Origin of the sequence: Shewanella baltica (genome assembly GCF_900456975.1) — a bacterium.
Lineage (GTDB): Bacteria > Pseudomonadota > Gammaproteobacteria > Enterobacterales > Shewanellaceae > Shewanella > Shewanella baltica.
On the sequence record NZ_UGYM01000002.1, the window covers coordinates 4,918,595 to 4,939,681 of the forward strand.

Annotated in this window: 17 protein-coding genes; 11 read left to right on the plus strand and 6 right to left on the minus strand. The window is 48.8% G+C overall.

All coding sequences use genetic code 11. The annotated features are described in order from the left end of the window. The 5 genes from DYH48_RS21950 to DYH48_RS21970 form a co-directional block, all read right to left on the minus strand. A complete protein-coding gene (locus tag DYH48_RS21950) occupies positions 1 to 1,362 on the minus strand; it encodes a TrkH family potassium uptake protein (RefSeq protein WP_115335915.1) in 1,362 nt (453 codons plus the stop codon). Position 1,363: 1 nt separating this feature from the next. Further along, positions 1,364 to 2,062: a potassium channel family protein gene (locus DYH48_RS21955; protein WP_006084814.1), complete on the minus strand. Its 699-nt coding sequence runs from the start codon at positions 2,060 to 2,062 to the stop codon at positions 1,364 to 1,366. A gap of 46 nt (positions 2,063 to 2,108) precedes the next feature. After that, entirely contained in the window at positions 2,109 to 2,798 is a 690-nt protein-coding gene (locus DYH48_RS21960) for a response regulator transcription factor (protein WP_115335916.1), read from the minus strand. Further along, entirely contained in the window at positions 2,799 to 3,845 is a 1,047-nt protein-coding gene (locus DYH48_RS21965; RefSeq protein ID WP_115335917.1) for a sensor histidine kinase, read from the minus strand. It abuts the gene before it with no gap. Between the two features lie 272 nt (positions 3,846 to 4,117). After that, complete coding sequence (locus DYH48_RS21970) at positions 4,118 to 5,041, minus strand: pirin family protein (RefSeq protein WP_012196485.1); 924 nt, start codon at positions 5,039 to 5,041, stop codon at positions 4,118 to 4,120. A 525-nt stretch (positions 5,042 to 5,566) separates the two neighbouring features. Between DYH48_RS21970 and DYH48_RS21975 the strand changes: the two genes are divergently transcribed. From DYH48_RS21975 to DYH48_RS22005, 7 genes are all read left to right on the plus strand, one after another. Beyond that, on the plus strand, positions 5,567 to 7,240 hold the full coding sequence (locus DYH48_RS21975; RefSeq protein ID WP_172481224.1) for a sensor histidine kinase: 1,674 nt from the start codon (positions 5,567 to 5,569) through the stop codon (positions 7,238 to 7,240). Further along, positions 7,234 to 7,965: a LytR/AlgR family response regulator transcription factor gene (locus DYH48_RS21980; protein ID WP_011848248.1), complete on the plus strand. Its 732-nt coding sequence runs from the start codon at positions 7,234 to 7,236 to the stop codon at positions 7,963 to 7,965. Before DYH48_RS21975 ends, DYH48_RS21980 begins: the two co-directional genes overlap by 7 nt. A 107-nt stretch (positions 7,966 to 8,072) precedes the next feature. Beyond that, the gene (locus DYH48_RS21985; protein ID WP_115335918.1) at positions 8,073 to 9,317 is read left to right on the plus strand and encodes an L-lactate MFS transporter; all 1,245 of its coding nucleotides are present in this window, start codon (positions 8,073 to 8,075) and stop codon (positions 9,315 to 9,317) included. Positions 9,318 to 9,451: 134 nt separating this feature from the next. Beyond that, positions 9,452 to 10,189 (plus strand): sulfite exporter TauE/SafE family protein, encoded by a 738-nt coding sequence (locus DYH48_RS21990; protein WP_006084819.1) that lies wholly within the window; start codon positions 9,452 to 9,454, stop codon positions 10,187 to 10,189. Between the two features lie 136 nt (positions 10,190 to 10,325). Then, positions 10,326 to 10,790: an NlpC/P60 family protein gene (locus DYH48_RS21995; RefSeq protein ID WP_006083761.1), complete on the plus strand. Its 465-nt coding sequence runs from the start codon at positions 10,326 to 10,328 to the stop codon at positions 10,788 to 10,790. Positions 10,791 to 10,849: 59 nt separating this feature from the next. Beyond that, a complete protein-coding gene (locus tag DYH48_RS22000; protein WP_006084820.1) occupies positions 10,850 to 12,313 on the plus strand; it encodes an MFS transporter in 1,464 nt (487 codons plus the stop codon). A gap of 92 nt (positions 12,314 to 12,405) precedes the next feature. Beyond that, a complete protein-coding gene (locus tag DYH48_RS22005) occupies positions 12,406 to 13,437 on the plus strand; it encodes a LacI family DNA-binding transcriptional regulator (RefSeq protein ID WP_115335919.1) in 1,032 nt (343 codons plus the stop codon). 114 nt (positions 13,438 to 13,551) lie between these two features. Here the strand turns inward: DYH48_RS22005 and gtfA are convergent, their stop codons facing one another. Continuing rightward, entirely contained in the window at positions 13,552 to 15,030 is a 1,479-nt protein-coding gene (gene gtfA / locus DYH48_RS22010; protein ID WP_115335920.1) for a sucrose phosphorylase, read from the minus strand. Positions 15,031 to 15,299: 269 nt separating this feature from the next. Here gtfA and DYH48_RS22015 point away from each other — a divergent pair, with 269 nt between their 5' ends. From DYH48_RS22015 to mog, 4 genes are all read left to right on the plus strand, one after another. Next, positions 15,300 to 16,520: an MFS transporter gene (locus DYH48_RS22015; protein ID WP_006083757.1), complete on the plus strand. Its 1,221-nt coding sequence runs from the start codon at positions 15,300 to 15,302 to the stop codon at positions 16,518 to 16,520. Between the two features lie 278 nt (positions 16,521 to 16,798). Continuing rightward, positions 16,799 to 19,195: a TonB-dependent receptor domain-containing protein gene (locus tag DYH48_RS22020; protein WP_012586370.1), complete on the plus strand. Its 2,397-nt coding sequence runs from the start codon at positions 16,799 to 16,801 to the stop codon at positions 19,193 to 19,195. Positions 19,196 to 19,314: 119 nt separating this feature from the next. Then, positions 19,315 to 20,274, plus strand: coding sequence for a carbohydrate kinase family protein (locus DYH48_RS22025; protein ID WP_012196493.1), 960 nt, complete (start codon positions 19,315 to 19,317; stop codon positions 20,272 to 20,274). Between the two features lie 253 nt (positions 20,275 to 20,527). Beyond that, on the plus strand, positions 20,528 to 21,061 hold the full coding sequence (gene mog, locus DYH48_RS22030) for a molybdopterin adenylyltransferase (RefSeq protein WP_006083754.1): 534 nt from the start codon (positions 20,528 to 20,530) through the stop codon (positions 21,059 to 21,061). The last annotated feature ends 26 nt before the right edge of the window (positions 21,062 to 21,087 follow it).

Genomic DNA, 21,087 nt, shown 5'->3' on the forward strand with positions numbered 1-21,087 from the left:
TCAACCAATCGCCAGTTTGGTTTCTGCGTAGCGCAGTTTTTTCACCCTTGGATTCGCGAGGAAATAGGCGAGCATGAGTGGGCCGAGGCGACCCATGAACATCATAAAGATGATGATGGCTTGGCCTAGGCTAGTTAAGTTACCAGTTAAACCTCGGGACAAACCGACAGTACCCAGTGCGGATATGGCCTCGAAGACGATATCGATTAACGGTGCTTTCTCACTTAATACCAATATGAAGATGGCCAGCCAAGATACGACCAGAGAGATGATGGTCAGCGCTAAGGCTTTGCTGACGGTATCTTTGGGGATTTCCCGTTTAAACACATAGATGGCTTCGTCGCGGCGTAAATAACCATAAGTGGCCAAAATCAATACCATAAAGGTGACGACTTTAATGCCGCTAGCGGTACTTAATGAGCCGCCGCCGATAAACATCAGCACGAGTATGAGCAAGGTGCTGGCGTCTTCGAGTTGGTCAATCGCTAGGGTATTAAAGCCTGCGGTGCGCGGTGTAACGGCTTGAAACCATGAGGCTAACCATTTGCCGAGTTCGCTTAAGGGCGCCAAGGTGTTGGGGTTGTTGTACTCAATAAAGTAAATCGCAATCACGGCGACCGCGTTGATGACAATAGTGCCGGTGATCATCATGCGGCTGTAAACGCTGAGTTTTGACCAACGTTTGTTCCTACGCAGATCTATCCACACCGAAAATCCTAAACCACCAATGATAAATAAACCTGTGATGGTTAGGTTGATCACGGGATCGGCCACATAGGGCATTAGGCTGTCGGCACTGAGGGCAAAACCTGCGTTATTAAAGGCGCTAATCGTATAGAAAAAACCGTGGAATAAGCTGGTTTGCCAGCCGAGTTCATGGCTCCAATGCACTGATAGAATCAGCATGCCTACGGCTTCAACCAGCAGCGAAAACACAAATACGGCTTTGGCGGTTGAGACTAATGTCGATGTATCGGTTTGATTAAACGCCTCTTTTGCGACGGTTTGCTGTAGAAAGCCAATCTTACCGCCAAGGGCGATAAGGGTGACAATCGCAAAGGTCATCAAGCCTAAACCCCCGCATTGAATTAACAGCGCGATTATCACTTGGCCAAAGGGCGTGAACACACTTCCAGTATCGACGACCACAAGCCCTGTTACTGTCACCGCCGAGGTGACGGTAAATAGGCTTTGCAACCAAGTAATGGGTGACACAGTGGCGATGGGCAGTTTAAGTAAGCATGTGCCGACGAGTATCAGCAGGGCAAAGCTTGCACTTAAGATAAAGGGCGGCGCGCCAAAGAGTTTTTTGCCGCTTTTAGGAGTGTGCTCTAGGGTGAGCGAAGGATGCCATTGAACCACCTTACACCAACCTTGGCGCGAGCTGTTTTAACTCGGCACGGCTACCGCAAAGGAATAAGGCATCCTCTGTGTGCAAGGTAAAATCGCTATCAATCTTGCTAAATACGCTCTGCTCACGTTTGACCATTAACGGCGCGACTTTGCCCTTAGGGCTGCGTTGCACGTTAGTTTGCTCATCAGTGTTTTTCTCTTGCAAGTTCCCTAGCAGCTGGCCAACAGTGGCTTGATGCAAATGGGCTTTAATATGGATTTCAACAATATAGAGCCCGTCGCCGATGGCGAGAAAGTTATTAACCATAGGGTAGTTTAGCGACTGGGCGACGCGGACCCCCATATCTTCTTCAGGGTGGATAATCCGAGTAACATCGAGTTTAGACAATATGGTGTGGTGCGCCTTATTGCTGGCTTTAACCCAAATATTTTGCACGCCGAGATTTTTCAGTGCCAGTGTGCACAGCAGGCTCGATTGCATATCAAAACCGATAGCGACAATCACAACTTCGCTACTGGCAAGATCGAGTTCCCTTAGTGACGCCTCATCAGCGCAATCGCAAATTACGGCTTCTGTAAGAACTTCTACATATTTTTCAACAGCTTTATGGTCATTATCGACACCTGTAACCGTATGACCTAAGTGGATCAGTTCTCGGCTCACTGCGACGCCAAATCGCCCTAATCCAATAACGGTAAAATGCGCCATACAAACATCCTTTTATGATTTTTTGAAAGTGTTGATGATAAAAACGTTATTTGTGACTCATGTCAGTCAAGCGATAGCCGAGTCCCGCTTCTGTCTTGATCAGCTGTTGCTCTGTGCTGTCGTTGAGCTTTTTACGTAATTGACTGACCAAGATCCGCAGATAATGACTGTCATCGGTATGGGTTTCGCCCCATATATCCCGCAGCAATTCAGTCTGTTTCACTAACTGACCGGGGTGAGACATTAAGGTTTCAATCAGGGCGAATTCCTTTTTAGTTAAGGCGATTTCTTGCTGCTCGAGCCAAAGCTGGTGGGTACTTTTTTGCAGCTTAAGTGCGCCAAACTGCAGCACATCACTCAAGGCGGGTTCATCCACTAAGTCGCGGACTAATACTTTAATGCGTGCGATTAACTCTCTGATCCCAAATGGCTTGCTGAGATAATCATTGGCGCCTGCTTCCAACAGGCGGATTTTCTCTTCCTCTTGATCGCGGGCGGTTAAGATAAGCACGGGCACTTTGTCATGCTGCCTTAGGGTTTGCAGCAAGGTGATGCCATCGCCGTCGGGTAAGCCAAGGTCGAGCACTAACACGTGTGGCCGTTGGGCTTGATATTGGGCGAGGGCAGAGGCAATCGAGGCGGCGCCATGATATTCAAAGCCTTCCGCTTCTAACGATATCCGCATAAAAGTATGAATTTGCGCTTCGTCATCGACAACCAGTACCTTGTAAGCCATTTATTGCTCTCCCTTTTTAATCGGCAAAGCGATACGAATAAGGCTGCCCTTAGCCACAAGTTCGGCGCTGATCTGGCCGCCATGGGCGGTAATAATGCCTTTAGCAACGGCAAGCCCAAGGCCTGCGCCGCCATCGGTGGAGGGATGCTGGCGATAAAAGAGTTCAAAAATAGCCTGCGCTTCTGCGGGGGCAATGCCTACGCCCTCATCTTGAATATCTAACCGCAGCATATCGCCCTGCTGGTAAGCCTTTACTGTGACGGGTTTATCTAAGGGCGAATAGCGCAGCGCATTATCCAGCACATTAAAAATGGCCTGTTCAATCAAAGAGCTGCTGATCATCAGCGGCGGCAGTTCGGCCTCGCTGTCGATAACAATTCGCGGCTGCGCGGCGGGAAAGCGGCCGATAGCTTGGTGCAACACATTCATCATGGCGTCTTCACTCAGGCTGAACTTGAGTGCACCGTGTTGTAACTTAGTCGCCTGTAACAGGTTTTCGATATATTGATGCAGACGATGACTCTCGGCTGCCGCGCTATCAATCAGCTCAGTCTTTTGCGACGCACTGAGCTTAGGCATGTATTCCTTCAATGTCGTCAGGGTGCCTATTATGGTTGAGAGCGGGGTGCGTAAGTCATGGGAAACTGACAATAAGATGCTGTTGCGTAACTGAGCCTGTTCGAGTGCTGCTTGTTGGCGGCGATAAAGTTCGGCTAATTTGCTGGTGGTCAGGGCGACAAGTAAAAACACAGTTAGATTGAGAATGTCCTCAAGATTGAACATCTGTAGCGAATAGCGCGGCGTGGTAAACAGAAAATTAAAGCTGGTCGCCTCAAACACAGCTGCAAAATAGGCAAAGTTAGCGTTGCATTGCAGGGCCACTGCGACCACGGCTAATTGTAAAATCAGCAGCACGGCTATGGTGGAGCCAGCAAAATAATCGATAAAAGCACTGCTAAAAATCGCAATCACCAGCACTGTGCCGGTAAAAAATGTTGGGTGCGAACGCCAGTATTGGGTCATGGGAGCCGCTATGGATGAAGTCATGGATAGAAAGACGCATATAAAGAAAGTGTCTGTACTCTAGCAAAGCCATTTTAAGATAGCGCGTAAAAAATCCGTAAAATTTATAGCCCTGTGAGTGGCTTAGCGTGCAGTTTACTCGGGCTGTTCTCGCGCACTTATATCAAGCTGCGAGCTAATAATCAGGCTTACCCCATAGACTCATGGGGTAAGCCATTCTAGGCGTGGGTCGTTATCGGATTGACGCTAATGGGCTAGCTATCAAGTATTTGCCCATCGATTTATCTGCCTAAAGATCACCAAGGTATCGGCGGTGGCACTAAGCGCTTGCCGTCATAGCCGGGCACAGTATCAAAGCGTGGAGATTTGGCTTCCCAATCGGCTTGAGCCTTAGCAATTTCGTCTTTGCTGTGGCCGACAAAGTTCCACCAAATACTGACAGGGTCGGCCAGTGGTGCGCCGCCGATTAGCAATATGCGGCAACCCGCGTCGAGTTCGACCGTGACGCTTTCGCGTAACATCCCCAGATAGGCGAGATCGTTGTTGTTGAAGCTTTGGTCATCGATACGGAAAAAGCCTTCGAGTGGCATGAGGGCATATTCAAAACTCGGGTCGAGAGTCAGAGTAAGCTCAGTGTTTTCGGCGGCAAACAAATCCATCGCCACTATCGGCGAGAAGTGCAATGTGGGCGCCTGTTGATGCTGCCAACTGCCAATCAGTAGGGTGAAATCAACGCCCGCATCGTGCCACGTCGGGAGTTCGGGATAGTGATCGAATCTCGGCGCTGTATCTTTATGCTCAAGCGGCAGGGCAATCCACAGCTGCGCCGCGTGCATAGTGCTATGGCCAGCGACGGATTCTTCGGTGTGGGCGATACCGTGTCCGGCGGTCATCAAGTTAACTTGTTTAGGGCGGATCACTTGGGCGCTGCCGAGACTGTCCTTGTGCATGATTTCGCCTTCGAGCATCCAAGTAAAAGTTTGCAGCCCAATGTGCGGATGCTGGCCAACGTTTAGCTCAGGGCCGTCGGTGACTGGGCCAATATGGTCGAGGAAACACCAAGGGCCGATAAGACGACGCTCTTTTTGTGGGATCGCCCGTGCGACGGGAATGCCGCCGACATCACTGATTTTTGGGGAAATTCGTTGAACTTGAATGCGGCCATTTTCAATAGGGCATTCCTTAGGGCCACCATAAAACTGTGCTTGAACTTCACTCATGTTCGCTCCTTATTCCTTTGCGAGGACACACTTAGTTAGTGTTAGTCTGGCATGCTGAACTGGTTTCAGATCCCATCTTGCATTCGAGCCGAAGGTTTTAGCTTCGGGTATTCCCGTGAATTTTGCAAATCGACGCTGCCATATGGCTGGGTAATTGAGCTGTTAAAATCGCCCTTCGATAACTTTGTTAACCCAATTCAAACGTGAATATGTGACTGAGCCCGCGTGTATGGGAGTTTTTGCTGTCCTTTACTTTAGCAAGCCTGTATTTATGTGGGGTATTAGCGTTTGATGTTTTACTCGAGCCGTAATAGCGGACGAGTTCTGGGTTAGTCTCGGTGTTTTTATCCTTCACGCGTTAAGTCAGATCTGCAAAATCGAGTCTATCTTTTATCGGTACCGGTGTTGGCGGCGACATTGCCAGCCTAAGCCGTAATCAATTCAGCATACTGCTTAACACTAACACAGATAGAATTCACATATAGAATTAGGCTGTCACTCAGCGTGATTGATTAAGGGGAAAGCGTGCTCGAAAATCAAATAATGTTACTGGCGGTATTTGAACGGGCGGCCTTGATGCTGATGACCTTGTTCTTTTTAACCCGCACTCGACCGTTCCAGCGTTTATTCCAAAAGCGTAATCACACCCCCGCAGAGCTGGTCTCTGTGGCGGCGATATTTTGCTTATTTGCGGTGTTTAGTACCTATACCGGTATTGAGGTTGAAGGCGCGCTGGTTAACGTGCGGATTATTGCGATTATTTCCGGTGGAATTTTATTTGGCCCTTGGGTCGGTATTCCTGCGGGCGTGTTGTCGGGGCTGCATAGATATTTGATTGATATGGATGGCGATACTTCTATCCCGTGTTTAATCGCCAGCATTATTGCCGGTCTAATGGCGACCTGGATTTACTACAAATGCCCCAAATCTAAGTTATGGATTTATGGCATTGTGGCGGGCATGTTGTGCGAAACACTGACCATGTTGTTGATTTGGCTACTGACAGAGCCGCACCAAGTGGGTGTAGAGATTGTGAGTCACATTGCCTATCCCATGATTGCGGGCACTGTGTGCATCGGACTGATTATCAAGCTAGTGCAAGACCTCGACGATGAGAAAGAGCTCATTGCCGCCAAGCAGGCCAAGCTCGCGCTGGATATTGCCAACAAAACCTTACCTTTCTTCCGCAAAATTGACCGCCATGCCTTAGAGCAAGTGTGCGGCGTGATCCGTAATGAAATCCATGCTGATGCCGTGGCGATTACCGATACTCGCGATGTATTAGCCTATATGGGCGTAGGCAAAGATTACTACGAGGTCGATGGTCATCAAGCGATTAGCGAGATGACTCAAAGGGCGATAGAGCTAGATCAAAACATTATTAACAACGACTTACGCCAATATCATTTATCGGACTTTCATTCGGTCATCATAATCCCGCTGCGTGAAAACGGCACTGTGAGCGGCACGTTGAAGATTTATTATCGCAATCACTATCGTATTACCAGCTCGCTGCGGGAAATGGCGGTGGGCTTGTCGCAGCTGATTTCGACTCAGATGGAAGTGTCGCGTATCGAGCAACTGCAAGAGATGACCCGCAAGGCGGAGTTTACTGCGCTGCAGAGCAAGATTAACCCGCACTTTTTGTTTAATGCCCTCAATGCTATTTCTTCACTGATCCGCATTCGGCCGCAACAGGCGCGGGAGTTGATTGCTAATCTGGCCGATTATCTGCGCTATAACCTAGCCAAGGGCGATGAGCTGATTGATATCCAAGAGGAAGTCAAACAAGTCCGCGATTATGTGGCGATCGAGCAGGCGCGCTTTGGCGACAAGCTTGAAGTGGTGTTCGATGTCGACGATGTGCATTTTTGCGTGCCTTGCCTCTTATTGCAGCCGCTGGTGGAAAACGCCATTTTGCATGGCATTCAGCCGCGCAGTGCGCCGGGTAGAGTGACCATAGAAGTGAAAAAACTCGATTCTGGCATTCGCGTGGCCGTGCGTGACACTGGTTATGGCATCAGCCAAGAGGTGATAGATGGCGTCGCCGCGGGTCGCATAGAAAGCAGCAGTATTGGGCTAATGAATGTGCACCAGAGGGTGAAGTTATTGTACGGCGAAGGGCTGCAGCTTAAACGGCTGGAGCCGGGGACTGAAGTCAGCTTTTATTTACCGGAAAATGAGGCGCAAGTATGTTAAAAGCCATCATAGTTGAAGATGAATATCTGGCCCGTGAGGAGCTGGAGTATTTAGTAAAGAGCCACAGTGAGATAGACATAGTGGCAAGCTTTGAGGATGGCTTGGAGGCCTTTAAATATCTGCAGGATCATGAGGTTGATGTGGTGTTTTTGGATATCCAAATTCCATCCATCGATGGCCTATTGCTGGCGAAGAATCTGCATAAATCGACCCATCCACCCCATGTGGTGTTTGTGACTGCCTATAAAGAATTTGCGGTAGAAGCGTTCGAGCTCGAAGCCTTCGATTATATTCTCAAGCCCTACAATGAGCCGCGGATCATCAGCTTATTGCAGAAGATTGAACTGGCGGGGCGACAAGCGCCAAAGCCGCAACATGAAGCCGCGAGTAATGCGAGTCGTACCGTGAACTTAGTCAAAGGTGAGCGGATTATCGTTACGCCTTGCGAGCAAATCTACTACGCCGAGGCCGATGAAAAACTGACTTATGTGTATACCCGCACCGACCGTTATGTGATGCAGATGACCATTAGCGAGTTTGTCAGCCGCTTGCCCGCCGAGGGCTTTTTCCGCTGCCACCGTTCCTATTGCGTCAATATCAACAAGATCCGCGAAATCGTGCCTTGGTTCAATAGTACTTACCTGATCCGCTTGCATGATTTGTCGTTCGAGGTGCCCGTTAGCCGTAGTAATATTAAGGCTTTTCGACAGCTGATGAGGCTGTAATTGTCATTCATTCCTGCAGATCTGTATTTCATGCCTTAATTGATCGGCGCGAATGGCATCTCTCTTATAGTGGACTCAATTCCTGATCCCCTAAAGCGAGATGCATCATGACTAAAGAGATGAACCGTACTCGGTACCTGACCTTAGTTGGTACTATTATCACCCAGTTTGCACTCGGCTCAGTTTACACTTGGAGCCTGTTCAATGCGCAGTTGGCCGCGAAGCTCGACGAGCCAGTCAGCCAAGTGGCGTTTGTATTTGGTTTGCTGAGTTTGTCTTTGGCCGTGGCTTCTTCCATGGCGGGCAAATTACAGGAACGCTTCGGCGTGCGTAATGTCACCTTAGGCGCAGGCCTATTACTCGGGCTCGGATTCTTACTCACAGCCCAAGCCAGTAACTTGATGATGCTTTACCTGTGTGCTGGGATTTTAGTGGGCTTTGCCGATGGCACTGGCTACTTAATGACTTTATCTAACTGCGTGAAGTGGTTCCCCGAACGCAAAGGGCTGATTTCGGCGTTAGCGATTGGCGCTTATGGTCTAGGCAGCCTTGGATTTAAGTACATCAATGTGCTGTTACTCGAAAATACTGGCCTTGAAACCACCTTCCAACTGTGGGGTTTAATCGCCATGGCGCTGGTGTTATGTGGCGGCATGTTGATGAAAGATGCGCCTGCACAATCAGCCGCAAGTCAGCAAGCCGAAAGCCGCGACTTCACCCTCGCAGAAGCCATGCGTAAGCCGCAATATTGGATGTTGGCGCTGATGTTCCTGTCGGCCTGTATGAGTGGTTTGTATGTGATTGGTGTAGCGAAAGATATCGGCGAGAAGATGGTCGACTTACCTGTACTGGTCGCCGCCAATGCGGTTGCGGTAATTGCCATGGCGAACCTCAGTGGTCGTTTGGTGCTGGGTATCCTGTCGGACAAAATCCCCCGCATTCGCGTTATTTCGCTGGCGCAGATCATCACCTTAGTCGGTATGGTGTTACTACTGTTTGTACCTTTGAATGCTAATCTGTTCTTCGTTGCCGTTGCGTGCGTTGCCTTTAGTTTTGGCGGTACTATCACTGTTTATCCATCATTGGTAAGCGACTTCTTCGGCCTTAATAACCTGACTAAAAACTATGGGGTTATCTACTTAGGTTTCGGTGTCGGCAGTATTATCGGTTCGATTGTCGCCTCGTTATTTGGTGGCTTTATTGCGACCTTCAACGTGATTTTAGTGCTGCTGGTGGTGGCGTTAGTGATGTCATTAACCATACGTATGCCAGAGCCTAAAACTCCAGCGTCAGCCAAGAAAGCGACTAAGAGTACACCGCGCTTAGTGAACATGACGGCAGAATCGGCGTAAGCACAAACACTTAGTCCGCCTTAGCCAAAAGCTAAAACAAAAATCCGCAGCTAAATGGTTGCGGATTTTTTGCTTTTTTATCACCTCAACAACAGGTAACTTGATAGCCATAAAGCGTTATTCAGGATGTGTTGATGTTAACGGACCCTCTTTTTTGGTTGGTGGCGATACCCGCAGTCTTGATTACGGGGATTTCTAAATCCGGTTTTGCGGGTGGCGTGGGCGGCTTAACTGTCCCGCTATTGGCGCTGGCCATTAGCCCTACCACCGCGGCGGCGCTTATGTTACCGCTGCTGATTTATATGGATTTTTTAAGCGTGCGTTCTTGGTGGGGGCAACATAATCCGCGTCATTTATGGATATTACTGCCCGCGGCGATAGTGGGTATTTTTATCGCTTATCTGTTGTTTGATAGGTTGAATGAAGAATATCTACGGGCGATTTTAGGTTGTGTGTCCCTTGGTTTTGGTTTGTATGGTTTGATTCTGGGGGATAAAACCCAAGCATCACCTTCACCTCTAGTAGGACGCTTGTGTGGCTTAACAGCAGGATTTACTAGCTTTGTTGCCCATGCGGGCGGGCCGCCACTCAACGCTTATTTGTTGCCGCTGCGTTTGGCTAAGGCAGAATTTTTAGCCACGGCGGTGGTATTTTTTGCTGTGGTAAATCTGGTCAAGCTTATCCCCTACAGTTTGCTTGGGCAGATTAACCAAGAGAATATTTTAGTTTCTCTGTTACTGGTGCCGCTGGCATGGCTAGGGGTAAAGCTAGGTTTGTTTATTCAAGATAAAATTAACGACAGGTTATTTAAACGCATCATCTTGATTTTAATGGTGCTGGTGGGCGTACGTTTATTGTGGACCGCGTTATAGTTTTAAGCTTTGGGTTACATTAGTCTGCTAGAGTGCGCGGGTGTTGGGGCATTTTGATCCCCAGCCGCCCTGAATTTACCTGATAAAAACTCAAAATTACGTTACTGTGAAATCTGCCTGCAATGAGTTTGAAGCTATGAAACGATTATTGATAGTTATCTTAGCCTTAGGCCTTGGCGCTTGTGCTAGCGCGCCAGAACCTAAGCCTGTGGTAAAGCAAGTTGAACCCGCCACGGTTTGGAACGATAGCAATATCTCCGAACTGCATTCTGAGTGGCGCGGTGTGCCCTATCGTTTAGGCGGTGGCACTAAGCGGGGCATAGATTGCTCGGCCTTTGTGTCGGTCGCCTATCAGAAGATGTTGGGTATGACGCTGCCGCGCACGGTTGAAGAACAACAAGCCCTAGGCAAACCTGTGCCGAGAAATCAACTGCGCAAGGGCGACTTAGTATTTTTCAAGACAGGTTGGAGCACGCACCATGTCGGCATTTATGTGGGAGACGATAATTTTCTCCATGTTTCCACTAGCCAAGGGGTGAAGATTTCGAGCCTGCATAACAGCTATTGGGCGTCTAAGTATTGGAATGCACGGCGAATTTAGCACATCTTCTTTATGCACTTTCTTTTATGCACTTGGGCTGATGAGTTAGCGGAGACAATATGTCCTTAGAGCCTGCGTTATCCCAGAGTGACCCTTTACCGACTTCTGTTTTTCTCGCCATTTTCTCGGCCGTATTCTTGCCCATGTTTTTGGCGGCGGTCGATCAAACCTTACTCGCCACGGCAACGCCAGCCATAGTTGAAGATCTTGGCGGCCTGCGCCAAGCCTCGTGGATCACTATCGGTTATATGCTGGCGATGGCCGCTTCTGTGCCGATTTATGGCTGGTTAGGGGATAACTTCGGTCGCGCGAAAATCCTGATGATCGCCATAGTGATTTTTGCACTGGGCTCCATCGTTTCGGCGAGTGCGGGCACTATGGATCACATGATCGCCGGACGTATCTTGCAGGGCATGGGCGGTGGCGGCTTGATGAGTTTGTCTCAATCTTTGATTGGTGAGTTAGTTCCCATTCGGCAGCGGGCGCGTTTTCAAGGCTATTTTGCTGCTATGTTTACCCTCGCGAGTGTTGGCGGCCCTGTTATTGGCGGTATTGTGGTGCATGCCTATTCGTGGCATTGGCTGTTTTGGGCGAATATTCCACTGGCTATGCTGGCCGTATGGCGACTCAATGGGCTGCATAAGCGCAGCGTTAAACCCGTTCGCCAAGGCAAGTTTGATTTAGTGGGCGTGGTCTTGTTTCCGACCATTATCACCGCACTGTTATATTGGTTATCTGTAGCGGGGCAAGAGTTTGCTTGGCTTTCTGCGACCAGCTTAGGCTTTGCCGTTTTTGTGGTGTTCGGCATTCTAGGTCTGCTGTTGTGGGAACGGCGATTGGCGAGCCCGTTTCTGCCGTTAGATTTACTGGCGAAGAAGGCCGTTTATATGCCACTGCTGACGGCGGCGCTGTTTGCGGCCTGTTTGTTTGCTATGATCTTCTTCCTGCCGATTTATCTGCAAGTGGGCTTACACACCAATCCCGCCAAAACCGGTTTGCTGCTCTTGCCTATGACCTTTGGTATTGTTACTGGCTCGACGATAGCAGGCCGACTGTTAAGCAAAGATGTTGCGCCTAAGTGGTTGCCGACCTTTGGTATGGGCTTAGCTTTCATCGGCTTGTTATTGATTAGCTTTGTGCCGCCCAATGCCAATGTGATCGGCGGCTTAGGTGTGTTGGTCGGGATAGGGTTAGGGACTGTGATGCCGAGTGTGCAGCTCGTGGTGCAGAGCGTGTCGGGCAAGGCGCGACTCAGCCAGATCACGGCCATGGTGTCACTGTGTCGTTCTATGGGCGCTGCTATCGGTACTGCGCTGTTTAGTGTGCTGCTTTATAGTCTTTTGCCACTCACGGGTTCAGAGCTTGGCATCGCCGCGATTAAAACATTGCCGACAGAGGTGGTGCATCACGCCTTCCAATATGGATTTATGGCCGCTGCGGGTGTGGCATTGTGTGCCGCGATAGTCGGTTTTCTATCTCCTGCGACGGCATTAAAAGATCACGATAGCGAAACTGCGCATTAAGCCTAGATTTGCAGGTGCACGACCCATTTAAGCCGTGTACTATTTGCGCTGAGCCGTATTTTTGTGGCCTTATTCGATTCCAGGACATAAGCATGACAACAACAAAACACTGGACCCTAAAGAGCATAGCCAACGAGTTGGGTGTCTCTAATGCCACTGTTTCTAACGCGTTTAATCGCCCCGACCAATTATCGGAAAAACGTCGTAACGACATTTTAGCTGCCTGTACTAAGTTAGGATATTTCGGACCAAATAAAGCGGCTCAATCCCTACGTAAGGGCAAGTTTGATACTGTCGCCTTGGTACTGTCGGACAGCGTGGAATACATGGTGTCCGATCCCGTCGCCAGTAAATTTATGAAGGGCGTAGCCTCTGTCTTAGAGCAAGAGAAACTCAATTTGCTACTGTTTTCGGGCAGCTCAGACAGCGTGAATGCGGTGGCCGACTTTGTGGATGGTTTTATTTGTTATGGTCGCCCGCGCAATGCGCTGTTGGCCGAGCAGTTAAAGCAGGTAAAGAAAAAGGTCGTCACGGTCGATTTTGATATCCACCGCAATGCATCAGTGAGCATAGACAATAAGTTAGCCGCCTATGAAGTGGCGAAACTGGCATTGCAGTCACTCACAGACAATGTGGCCATTTTAGGGTTACGTTTGCTCGATACCCACTTAACGTGCCGCGTTTATGATTTGAATTTGTTAGAGATCGATACCTCTGTTGCCCATCAAAGATTACAGGGTTACTTGCAAGCGATTGAAGAAGTGGGCGTTGTACTGGGGCAGGACCGCATTTGGAATATCCCCGAGAGCAATGCCGACTATGCGGCGATAGCGGCAAAAGAAGCGCTGAACTCGACTCCACGGCCGAATGTGTTTTTATGCATGAGTGACTTAATCGCCTTGAGTGTGCTCGGTGAGGCGCAGGCCATGGGGCTGAATGTTCCTGAAGATGTGCGAGTCGTGGGCTTTGATGGTATAGATGAAGGCACACGTTCAAATCCGCCGTTAACGACTGTCTATCAATACTCTGAGCAGAAGGGCCGAAAAGCGGCGCAAATGTTTGTCAGTGATGCGGTGCATGCGGAAGTCTTGGGCTATGAATTACGCCTCGGTAAGAGCTGCTAATCGCTACATCTTTTAACTAAAAAAGGCGCATTGAATGCGCCTTTTTGCTATCTCAAAACTATGCCGCTTAGCTTGAACTTAAACCTAAGCTCAAGTCCGAACAGGAACGCAAGCTTATGCTTGAGCCAACAGTTTTGATAACGACACTTGTGTCTCTTTACCTTGCTTATCTAAAAGGATGATTTGGCCATCTTTATTGGCAAAGTCGAGGGTGAGACTTGCCTGCGAATCGGCCGCTGTCCAAGATAAGGTTAACGTGCGTTCTGCTGATGCCATCGTAAAGCGGCCATCGAAGGCTGGGCTGCTATTACGCAGTTTAATCAGCTGAGTCAGCGCCTTAACGACAGGTTTCTGCATGGCTTGCTGCACTTTTTCACGGTTCAAATAAGGGCGATTGATATCGCGACCGACATGGGTGTTGTTGAGCAGATCCATATCGTTTGGAATAGCCAGCAGACCCGCGTAGTACACCTGCGGAATACCCGGTGCGAAAAACTGAATCGCCCGCGCCATCAAATAATCTAGGTCATTCTGACCGAGGGCATCGTAATAGGTGCAGTTGATTTGATACAAATCGACGTTGCTGGCGGCCGCGCCTGTGGCTTGAAGACTCTCGCCCTTACTGTTGCCATGTATGGTTTCAACCAGATTATCGATTTGATTTTCGGTCAATAATCCGCGCAAGCCATCCATAGGGCCGGCGTCGATAATGCCGATGCCGTCGTGGGTGTCGAGTACGGTAATGCAGTTGCGTGGCGCCATTTCCAGCCAATGGGTCAAGGCTTGGCAATCTTGGCTAAACAGCGTGTGCAAGATGAGCGGTGGCAGGGCGAAGTCGTACACCATGTCGACCCGTTTGGCGATCTCGACCTGAGTCATGTGGTGCGAATGGATTTCGGCCAGCGTTGTCATACCTAACGCATTGGCTTGCTTAGCTAACTTATCCACGAACTCGAAGGACTCTTCAATCATAAAGCAGCTAGTGCCGGGCTTTTTAATTGCATAACCCGCAGCATCTAAGCGGATCAGATTCACTTTACTGTGGTCGAAACGCGCCAGCACTCTGTTTAAATAATCTTTACCCGCGGCGGAATGAACGTCGATATCGATTTGATTGCGGGTAAAGGTGGTCCAAAACTCTTCGGTCGAGCCATCGGCTAAGGTGTAAGTGCTAAAACAACTGCCCGGACGCGGACGATAGATAGCGGCTTGATCTTGCTCGCTTAACCCCTCAGGAAATACCTTGTCTTTGGTTAAAAATAAATCCCAGTAAGCCGATTGTTTGCCGTGCTTGAGCACGTCTTTAAATTCTGGCGATTCGGCGGACATGTGGTTAACGATAAGGTCGGCCATGATGTCGTAGTCGTCACCAATGCGTTTAACGTCATCCCAATTGCCTAAGCGTGAATCGACTTGCACATGGTCTATCGGATCGAAGCCCGCATCGCTGCCGTCAATGGGGAAATAGAAAGGCAAAAGATGTACGCCGCCGAATAGACCTTGCAACTCGTCATCGAGCAGCGCTTTGAGCTCCTTGAGCCCGGCATTGGTAATCCTGTCGACATAGGTGATCAGTTGCACTTGGTTTTTCATACTTTGCCCACGCTTGAGTTGTCTTTTTAGAGTAAAGGTTTATGGCAATCCTTTAATTGATTGCACAACTAAACTTAATCGATTAAGTTGTATATTTAACCAATATGAAACATTATTCAAGTGGTTTGTTGGATTTTTGAGTTAGTCTCAAGTTTTGGGGGAGGCTGGCTCACTGCTGTACACAAAAGCCGAAACCCTTTCAGCATGCTGTTACTGAGCTGCTGAGCTGCTGAGATCGAGTAGGTATAATAACGATAAGGTGAAATGGTATGGTAAGTGATTCAAAAGGTTGCGATAACCGCAATCACACCCGTATTCGGGTACTCACATATTTAATGTTTTTCATGTTCGCTATGACCTCAGATGCCGTGGGTGTCATTATTCCAGAGCTGATATCCCAGTTTGGTTTGTCCATGTCGCAGGCCAGTGCTTTCCATTATATGCCGATGATTTTTATCGCGATGAGTGGACTGTTTTTAGGCTTCTTAGCAGATAAGATTGGGCGTAAGTTAACCATTCTATTGGGGTTATTATTATTCGCGCTCGCCTGCTTTATGTTCGCGCTGGGGGAATCGTTTTACTATTTCTTGTTCCTACTTGCCTTTGTCGGCACGGCGATTGGCGTCTTTAAAACCGGCGCACTCGGGCTTATCGGCGATATCTCGACTTCCTCAAAACAGCATTCGAGCACTATGAATACGGTAGAGGGCTACTTTGGTGTCGGCGCCATGATAGGGCCAGCCATTGTTAGTTATTTACTGATCAGCGGCGTCTCTTGGAAGTATCTGTATTTTGGCGCAGGTTGCTTCTGTTTAGTGCTGTGCTGGTTAGCTTACCGAGCGGATTATCCGCAAATCAAACGTTCTTCGACGGATGCCATTAACCTTGCTAGCACTTTTAAGATGATGAAAAACCCTTATGCATTAGGGTTTTCACTCGCGATTGGCTTATATGTTGCCACCGAAGTGGCGATTTATGTGTGGATGCCGACCTTGCTGCAAAGTTATCAAGGCGATTACACCACATTGGCCGCTTATGCCCTGACGATCTTCTTTACCCTGCGTGCGGGTGGGCGCTTTTTAGGGGGGTGGGTGCTCGATCGCTTCCCGTGGCAGCAAGTGATGTTCTGGTTTAGCTTCGCGATAAGTGCTTGTTATCTTGGGTCTATGATCTACGGCATTGAAGCGGCTGTTGTCTTATTGCCCTTGTCCGGGCTGTTTATGTCGATGATGTATCCCACGCTTAATTCTAAGGGGATTAGTTGTTTTCCCGTAGATCAGCATGGCTCTGTGGCTGGGGTGATTCTGTTTTTTACTGCCGTGTCCGCCGCCGTTGGCCCCTTGTTGATGGGGTTAGTGGGCGATATTTTCGGCCATGTTAAATATGGCTTCTACCTCGCCACTGGTTTTGCCATTTTGTTATGCCTCCTGAGCGGATTTAATCTCGTTAAAGATCCTGCCCGTCATTTGTTAACGGCTGAAGCGCACTAATTTGGGTTGTGACAGAAAATATTTTTCTGTCACATTTCTTCAATTAATCAATACTTTGACCTAGTGCACCTAGAGTGAGAACCAAAACTGTGCAAAAAACGCACTTGCTTTTTGTTACCAAGTTGCTAACTTGTTAACTTAATCGATTAAGTTGATTCAAGGTTAAGTTCAATATGACCTTGAGCAATCACTAAGATGGTTCTTCGATTAATCACAATTCGGTAGAGGCAGCCATGGGGAGATAGGGCTGCATCTCAAATATGGGTGGGGACATAAAAATGATAAAAAGCACATCACAGAAATTCTTGTTAAGTACATTGGCCGTGTTGGTGAGTTCTCACCTTTGGGCAGCCGAAGCACCGCAACAGGAAGAAGCCAAGAAAGACGCGTTAGGTTTAGAAAGAATTACCGTGACTGGGGTTGCCCGCGGCACTCGTGTTATGGACTCGAGTGTGTCAGTCAGCAGTGTGTCACTGGCTGAGCTTGAAGTGAGCTCACCACGTTCATCGGCCGAGGCATTTCGTATTATTCCGGGGATGAAGGTCGAGTCTACTGGCGGTGAAGGTAACGCTAACATTGCCGTGCGTGGTTTACCTGTGGCGTCTGGTGGTGCTAAGTTCCTACAAATTCAAGAAGATGGTTTGCCAATCCTGCAGTTTGGCGATATCGCCTTCGGTAACGCAGACATCTTTTTACGCTTAGATTCAACAGTGCAAACCATTGAATCTATCCGTGGTGGCTCGGCATCGACTGCGGCCAGTAATGCGCCCGGCGGCATTATCAACGTGATCAGTAAAACCGGTACTTCGGATTCGGGCAGTGTTGCTACCACCTTAGGGCTGGATTACGACACTTTCCGTACCGACTTTGAATACGGCACTAGCATCAACGACAGCCTGCGTTTTCATGTGGGCGGTTTTGTGCGCACGGGCGAAGGCCCACGCGACGCTGGCTATAACGCCAACAAAGGCGGCCAGATCAAAGCTAACTTAACCAAAGAATTCGATAAGGGTTATGTTCGTCTGTATTTCAAACATTTAGACGATAAAAGCATTGGTTACTTACCTATGCCTATGTACTCAGATGGCAGTTCAATCCCAGGTTTTGATGCTAAATCCGATGCAATTCAATCCGCGTATTTCCAATCAACCTTGAGCTTAGGTGCCGATGGCGAACGTCGCCGTGGCGATATGCGCGATGGCATGAATCCTGTAGTTAATTCTGTCGGCTTAGAAGCCTCCTTCGATTTAGGTAACGATTGGCAGGTAGAAAACCGTTTCCGCTTCTCCGATGTGAGCGGTAACTTCATTGCGCCATTCCCAGCCGAAGTGGCCAACGGTAGCGACATCGCGACCAGTATTGCAGGCACTGGCGCTAAGTTGATTTACGCCAATGGACCTAATTCTGGTAGTCAGATGGACGGTTTAGCCATGCGTATCAATACCTTTGATGTGCAGATGAATGACTTTGGCTCAATCGTAAACGACTTCAAATTGACTAAAACCTTCGACGATACCAGCGTGACCTTAGGTTATTACAATGCGGTGCAAAACATCAGCATGACCTGGATGTGGAACTCTTATCTGATGGAAGTAAAAGGCGATAATGCCGCGCTATTAGATGTGGTTGCCGCCGATGGTACTGCGTATTCTGACAATGGCCTCTATGGTTATGGCGTACCTTACTGGGGAAATTGTTGCCAACGTAATTACGATACCGACTACACCATTAAAGCGCCTTACCTCGCGTTAGCCTCGAGTTTTGGTGACTTATCGCTCGATGCCAGTGTGCGTTATGACAGTGGTGATGCGAGCGGTAACTACGCCGGTAGCGTGCAATCGCAAGTGGATATGAATCTCGATGGGGTGATTTCAATCCCTGAGCAGAGCGTGTCTTCCATCGATAATGCGAATCCTCAGCCAGTGAACTACGATTGGAGCTACACCTCTTACTCATTAGGTGCTAACTATCAGTTTGCCAGTGACTTAGCTGCTTTTGCACGCTTGAGCCACGGTGGCCGCGCCAATGCCGACCGTCTGTTATTTGGTAAGGTGCGTGCCGATGGTTCAGTGGCGAAGGAAGATGCGGTTGATATCGTTGACCAGTATGAGTTAGGTGTTAAGTACCGTTACGATGATCTGTCTGTGTTCGCGACAGCGTTCTACTCTGAAACCGAAGAGCAAAACTTTGAAGCCACCAGCCAACGTTTCTTCGACCGTAAGTACAAAGCCAAAGGTATCGAAATCGAGTCTGCCTATTTTATCGGTGACTTCGACTTTAGAGGCAACCTAACCTGGACCGATGCTGAGATTGCTAAAGATGCATTAACGCCAGAAGTGGTGGGTAACACCCCAAGAAGACAGGCTGACTTTATCTACTCTTTGATGGGTCGTTACAACTTTGACCAAGGTTCAGTGGGCGTTAACTTAATCGGTACCACGGATTCTTATGCTCAAGATAATAACGACTTAAGTTTCGACGGCTACAACCAAGTAAATGCCTTTGCAACTTACAATCTGACCGAAGCCATGAGTGTGTCTTTAAACGTCAACAACTTGTTTAATGTCACGGGTATTACTGAAGCGGAAGAAGGCTCAATCCCTGATAACAATATCATCCGTGCCCGTACCATTAATGGCCGCACCACGAGTGCGACGCTTAAATACGAGTTCTAAGCGGATCTTGCTACAGAAACTGTTTTTACAGAAAAAATGTTAAGCCCAAAACAGCCCATGAAAGTGGGCTTTTTGCCTGCTACAGAATACAGAATATAGAAAACAAAGTTGGAGTGAAAATGACGGTATTACTCAGTTTCGGTGAGGTGTTAGTAGACTTGCTGCCAACCGATGCCACGGGCAAACATCATCAGCCGATTGCGGGTGGCGCGCCCGCCAATGTGGCCGTGGGTTACGCTAAACTCGGCGGTAAGAGTTATTTTGCCGGTGGCATCAGCGCCGACCATTATGGCGTCATGTTAAAGCAAGCCTTAGCGGATCAGGGCGTGGCGACCGATTATTTGGCCGAAGTGCCGGGCGCCGCTACCGCGACTGTGCTGGTGAATTTAGATGAACAGGGTGAGCGCACCTTTGAGTTTAACCGAAATGGCACAGCCGACATGCGCTACAGCAATCAGCATTTTGACAATATTCCATGGCAGGGGATTGATATCTTTCACCTTTGTTCGAATACCTTTACTGAAACTGCCATCTTTAACACTAGCCTTTATGGCGCGCGTTGTGCCAATGCATTCGCGACTTTAGTGAGTTTCGATGTGAACCTGCGTTTATCCCTGTGGCAGGATACGTCTTTACTGGCCGAGCGGGTTGAGCAGTGTTTCCGTTACACCCAAGTGCTGAAAATGAGCCGCGAAGAAGCGGACTATTTAGCGCTGGCGCGGGATAAGAGCTTTGAAGATTATCTGCAGTTCTGCCTCGCCCAAGGGGTTGAGGTGATTTTGGTCACCGATGGCGCCAACCCAGTGCAATGCATCACAGCGCAGCAAAGGTTTAGCGTCCCAGTTCCCAAAATCTCAGCCGTCGATACCACGGCCGCGGGCGACAGTTTTATCTCAGGCTTCCTGTTCGCCTTAGGCTTAGAGCTGGAATACGATTTAGGCAATTTGACCTTGAAACAAAGGCTCGAAAGCAAAGCGCACTTAGAGGCGGCGGTGGTGTTTGCCACTCGCTGCGGCGCGATTACCTGCGGACAAAAGGGCGCGTTTCCCTCCTTACCTACGTTGGCGCAGGTTAGCTAAACCTGACTGCATTAACGATAAAATCCAAGGCGAGCCTGTTGAGTTGACCTTGGATTTTTTGCCTTTTAGATTTTCTGTTCGTCATTTTTCAATAGCATAGCGCGAACCTAATCACGTTTTAGTCGCCCCCTTTCCCGAGCATTTATGCTATTTTAGCTGCGACTTAAGGTCGAAGCTGCAGCGGCTTCTTCCATGCTAGATGTCGACATTTTTATTTCGGTATGTTTTATTTCAACATCATTGGGGATTTCCTATGAGCAAAGCAAAAATCGGTATTGTGACGGTAAGCGATCGCGCCAGCGCGGGGATTTATGAAGATATCTCAGGCAAGGCGATTATCGACACGCTCAACGACTACCTCACCAGCGAGTGGGAGCCGATTTATCAAGTGATCCCCGATGAGCAGGATGTGATTGAAGCGACGCTGATCAAAATGGCCGACGAGCAGGACTGCTGTTTGATTGTCACTACGGGCGGCACAGGACCTGCGAAACGCGATGTTACCCCTGAAGCCACAGAAGCCGTATGCGATCGCATGATGCCAGGCTTTGGTGAGTTGATGCGCGCCGAGTCATTAAAATTTGTCCCCACCGCCATTTTATCGCGCCAAACCGCAGGTCTACGGGGGGATTCGTTGATCGTGAACTTGCCCGGTAAGCCAAAATCGATTCGCGAATGTTTAGATGCCGTGTTCCCCGCCATTCCGTACTGTATCGACTTAATGGAAGGCCCGTATTTAGAGTGCAACGAAGCCGTGATCAAGCCATTCAGGCCTAAGGCTAAGTAATCTATTGGGATGTTAGGTTAAACTTG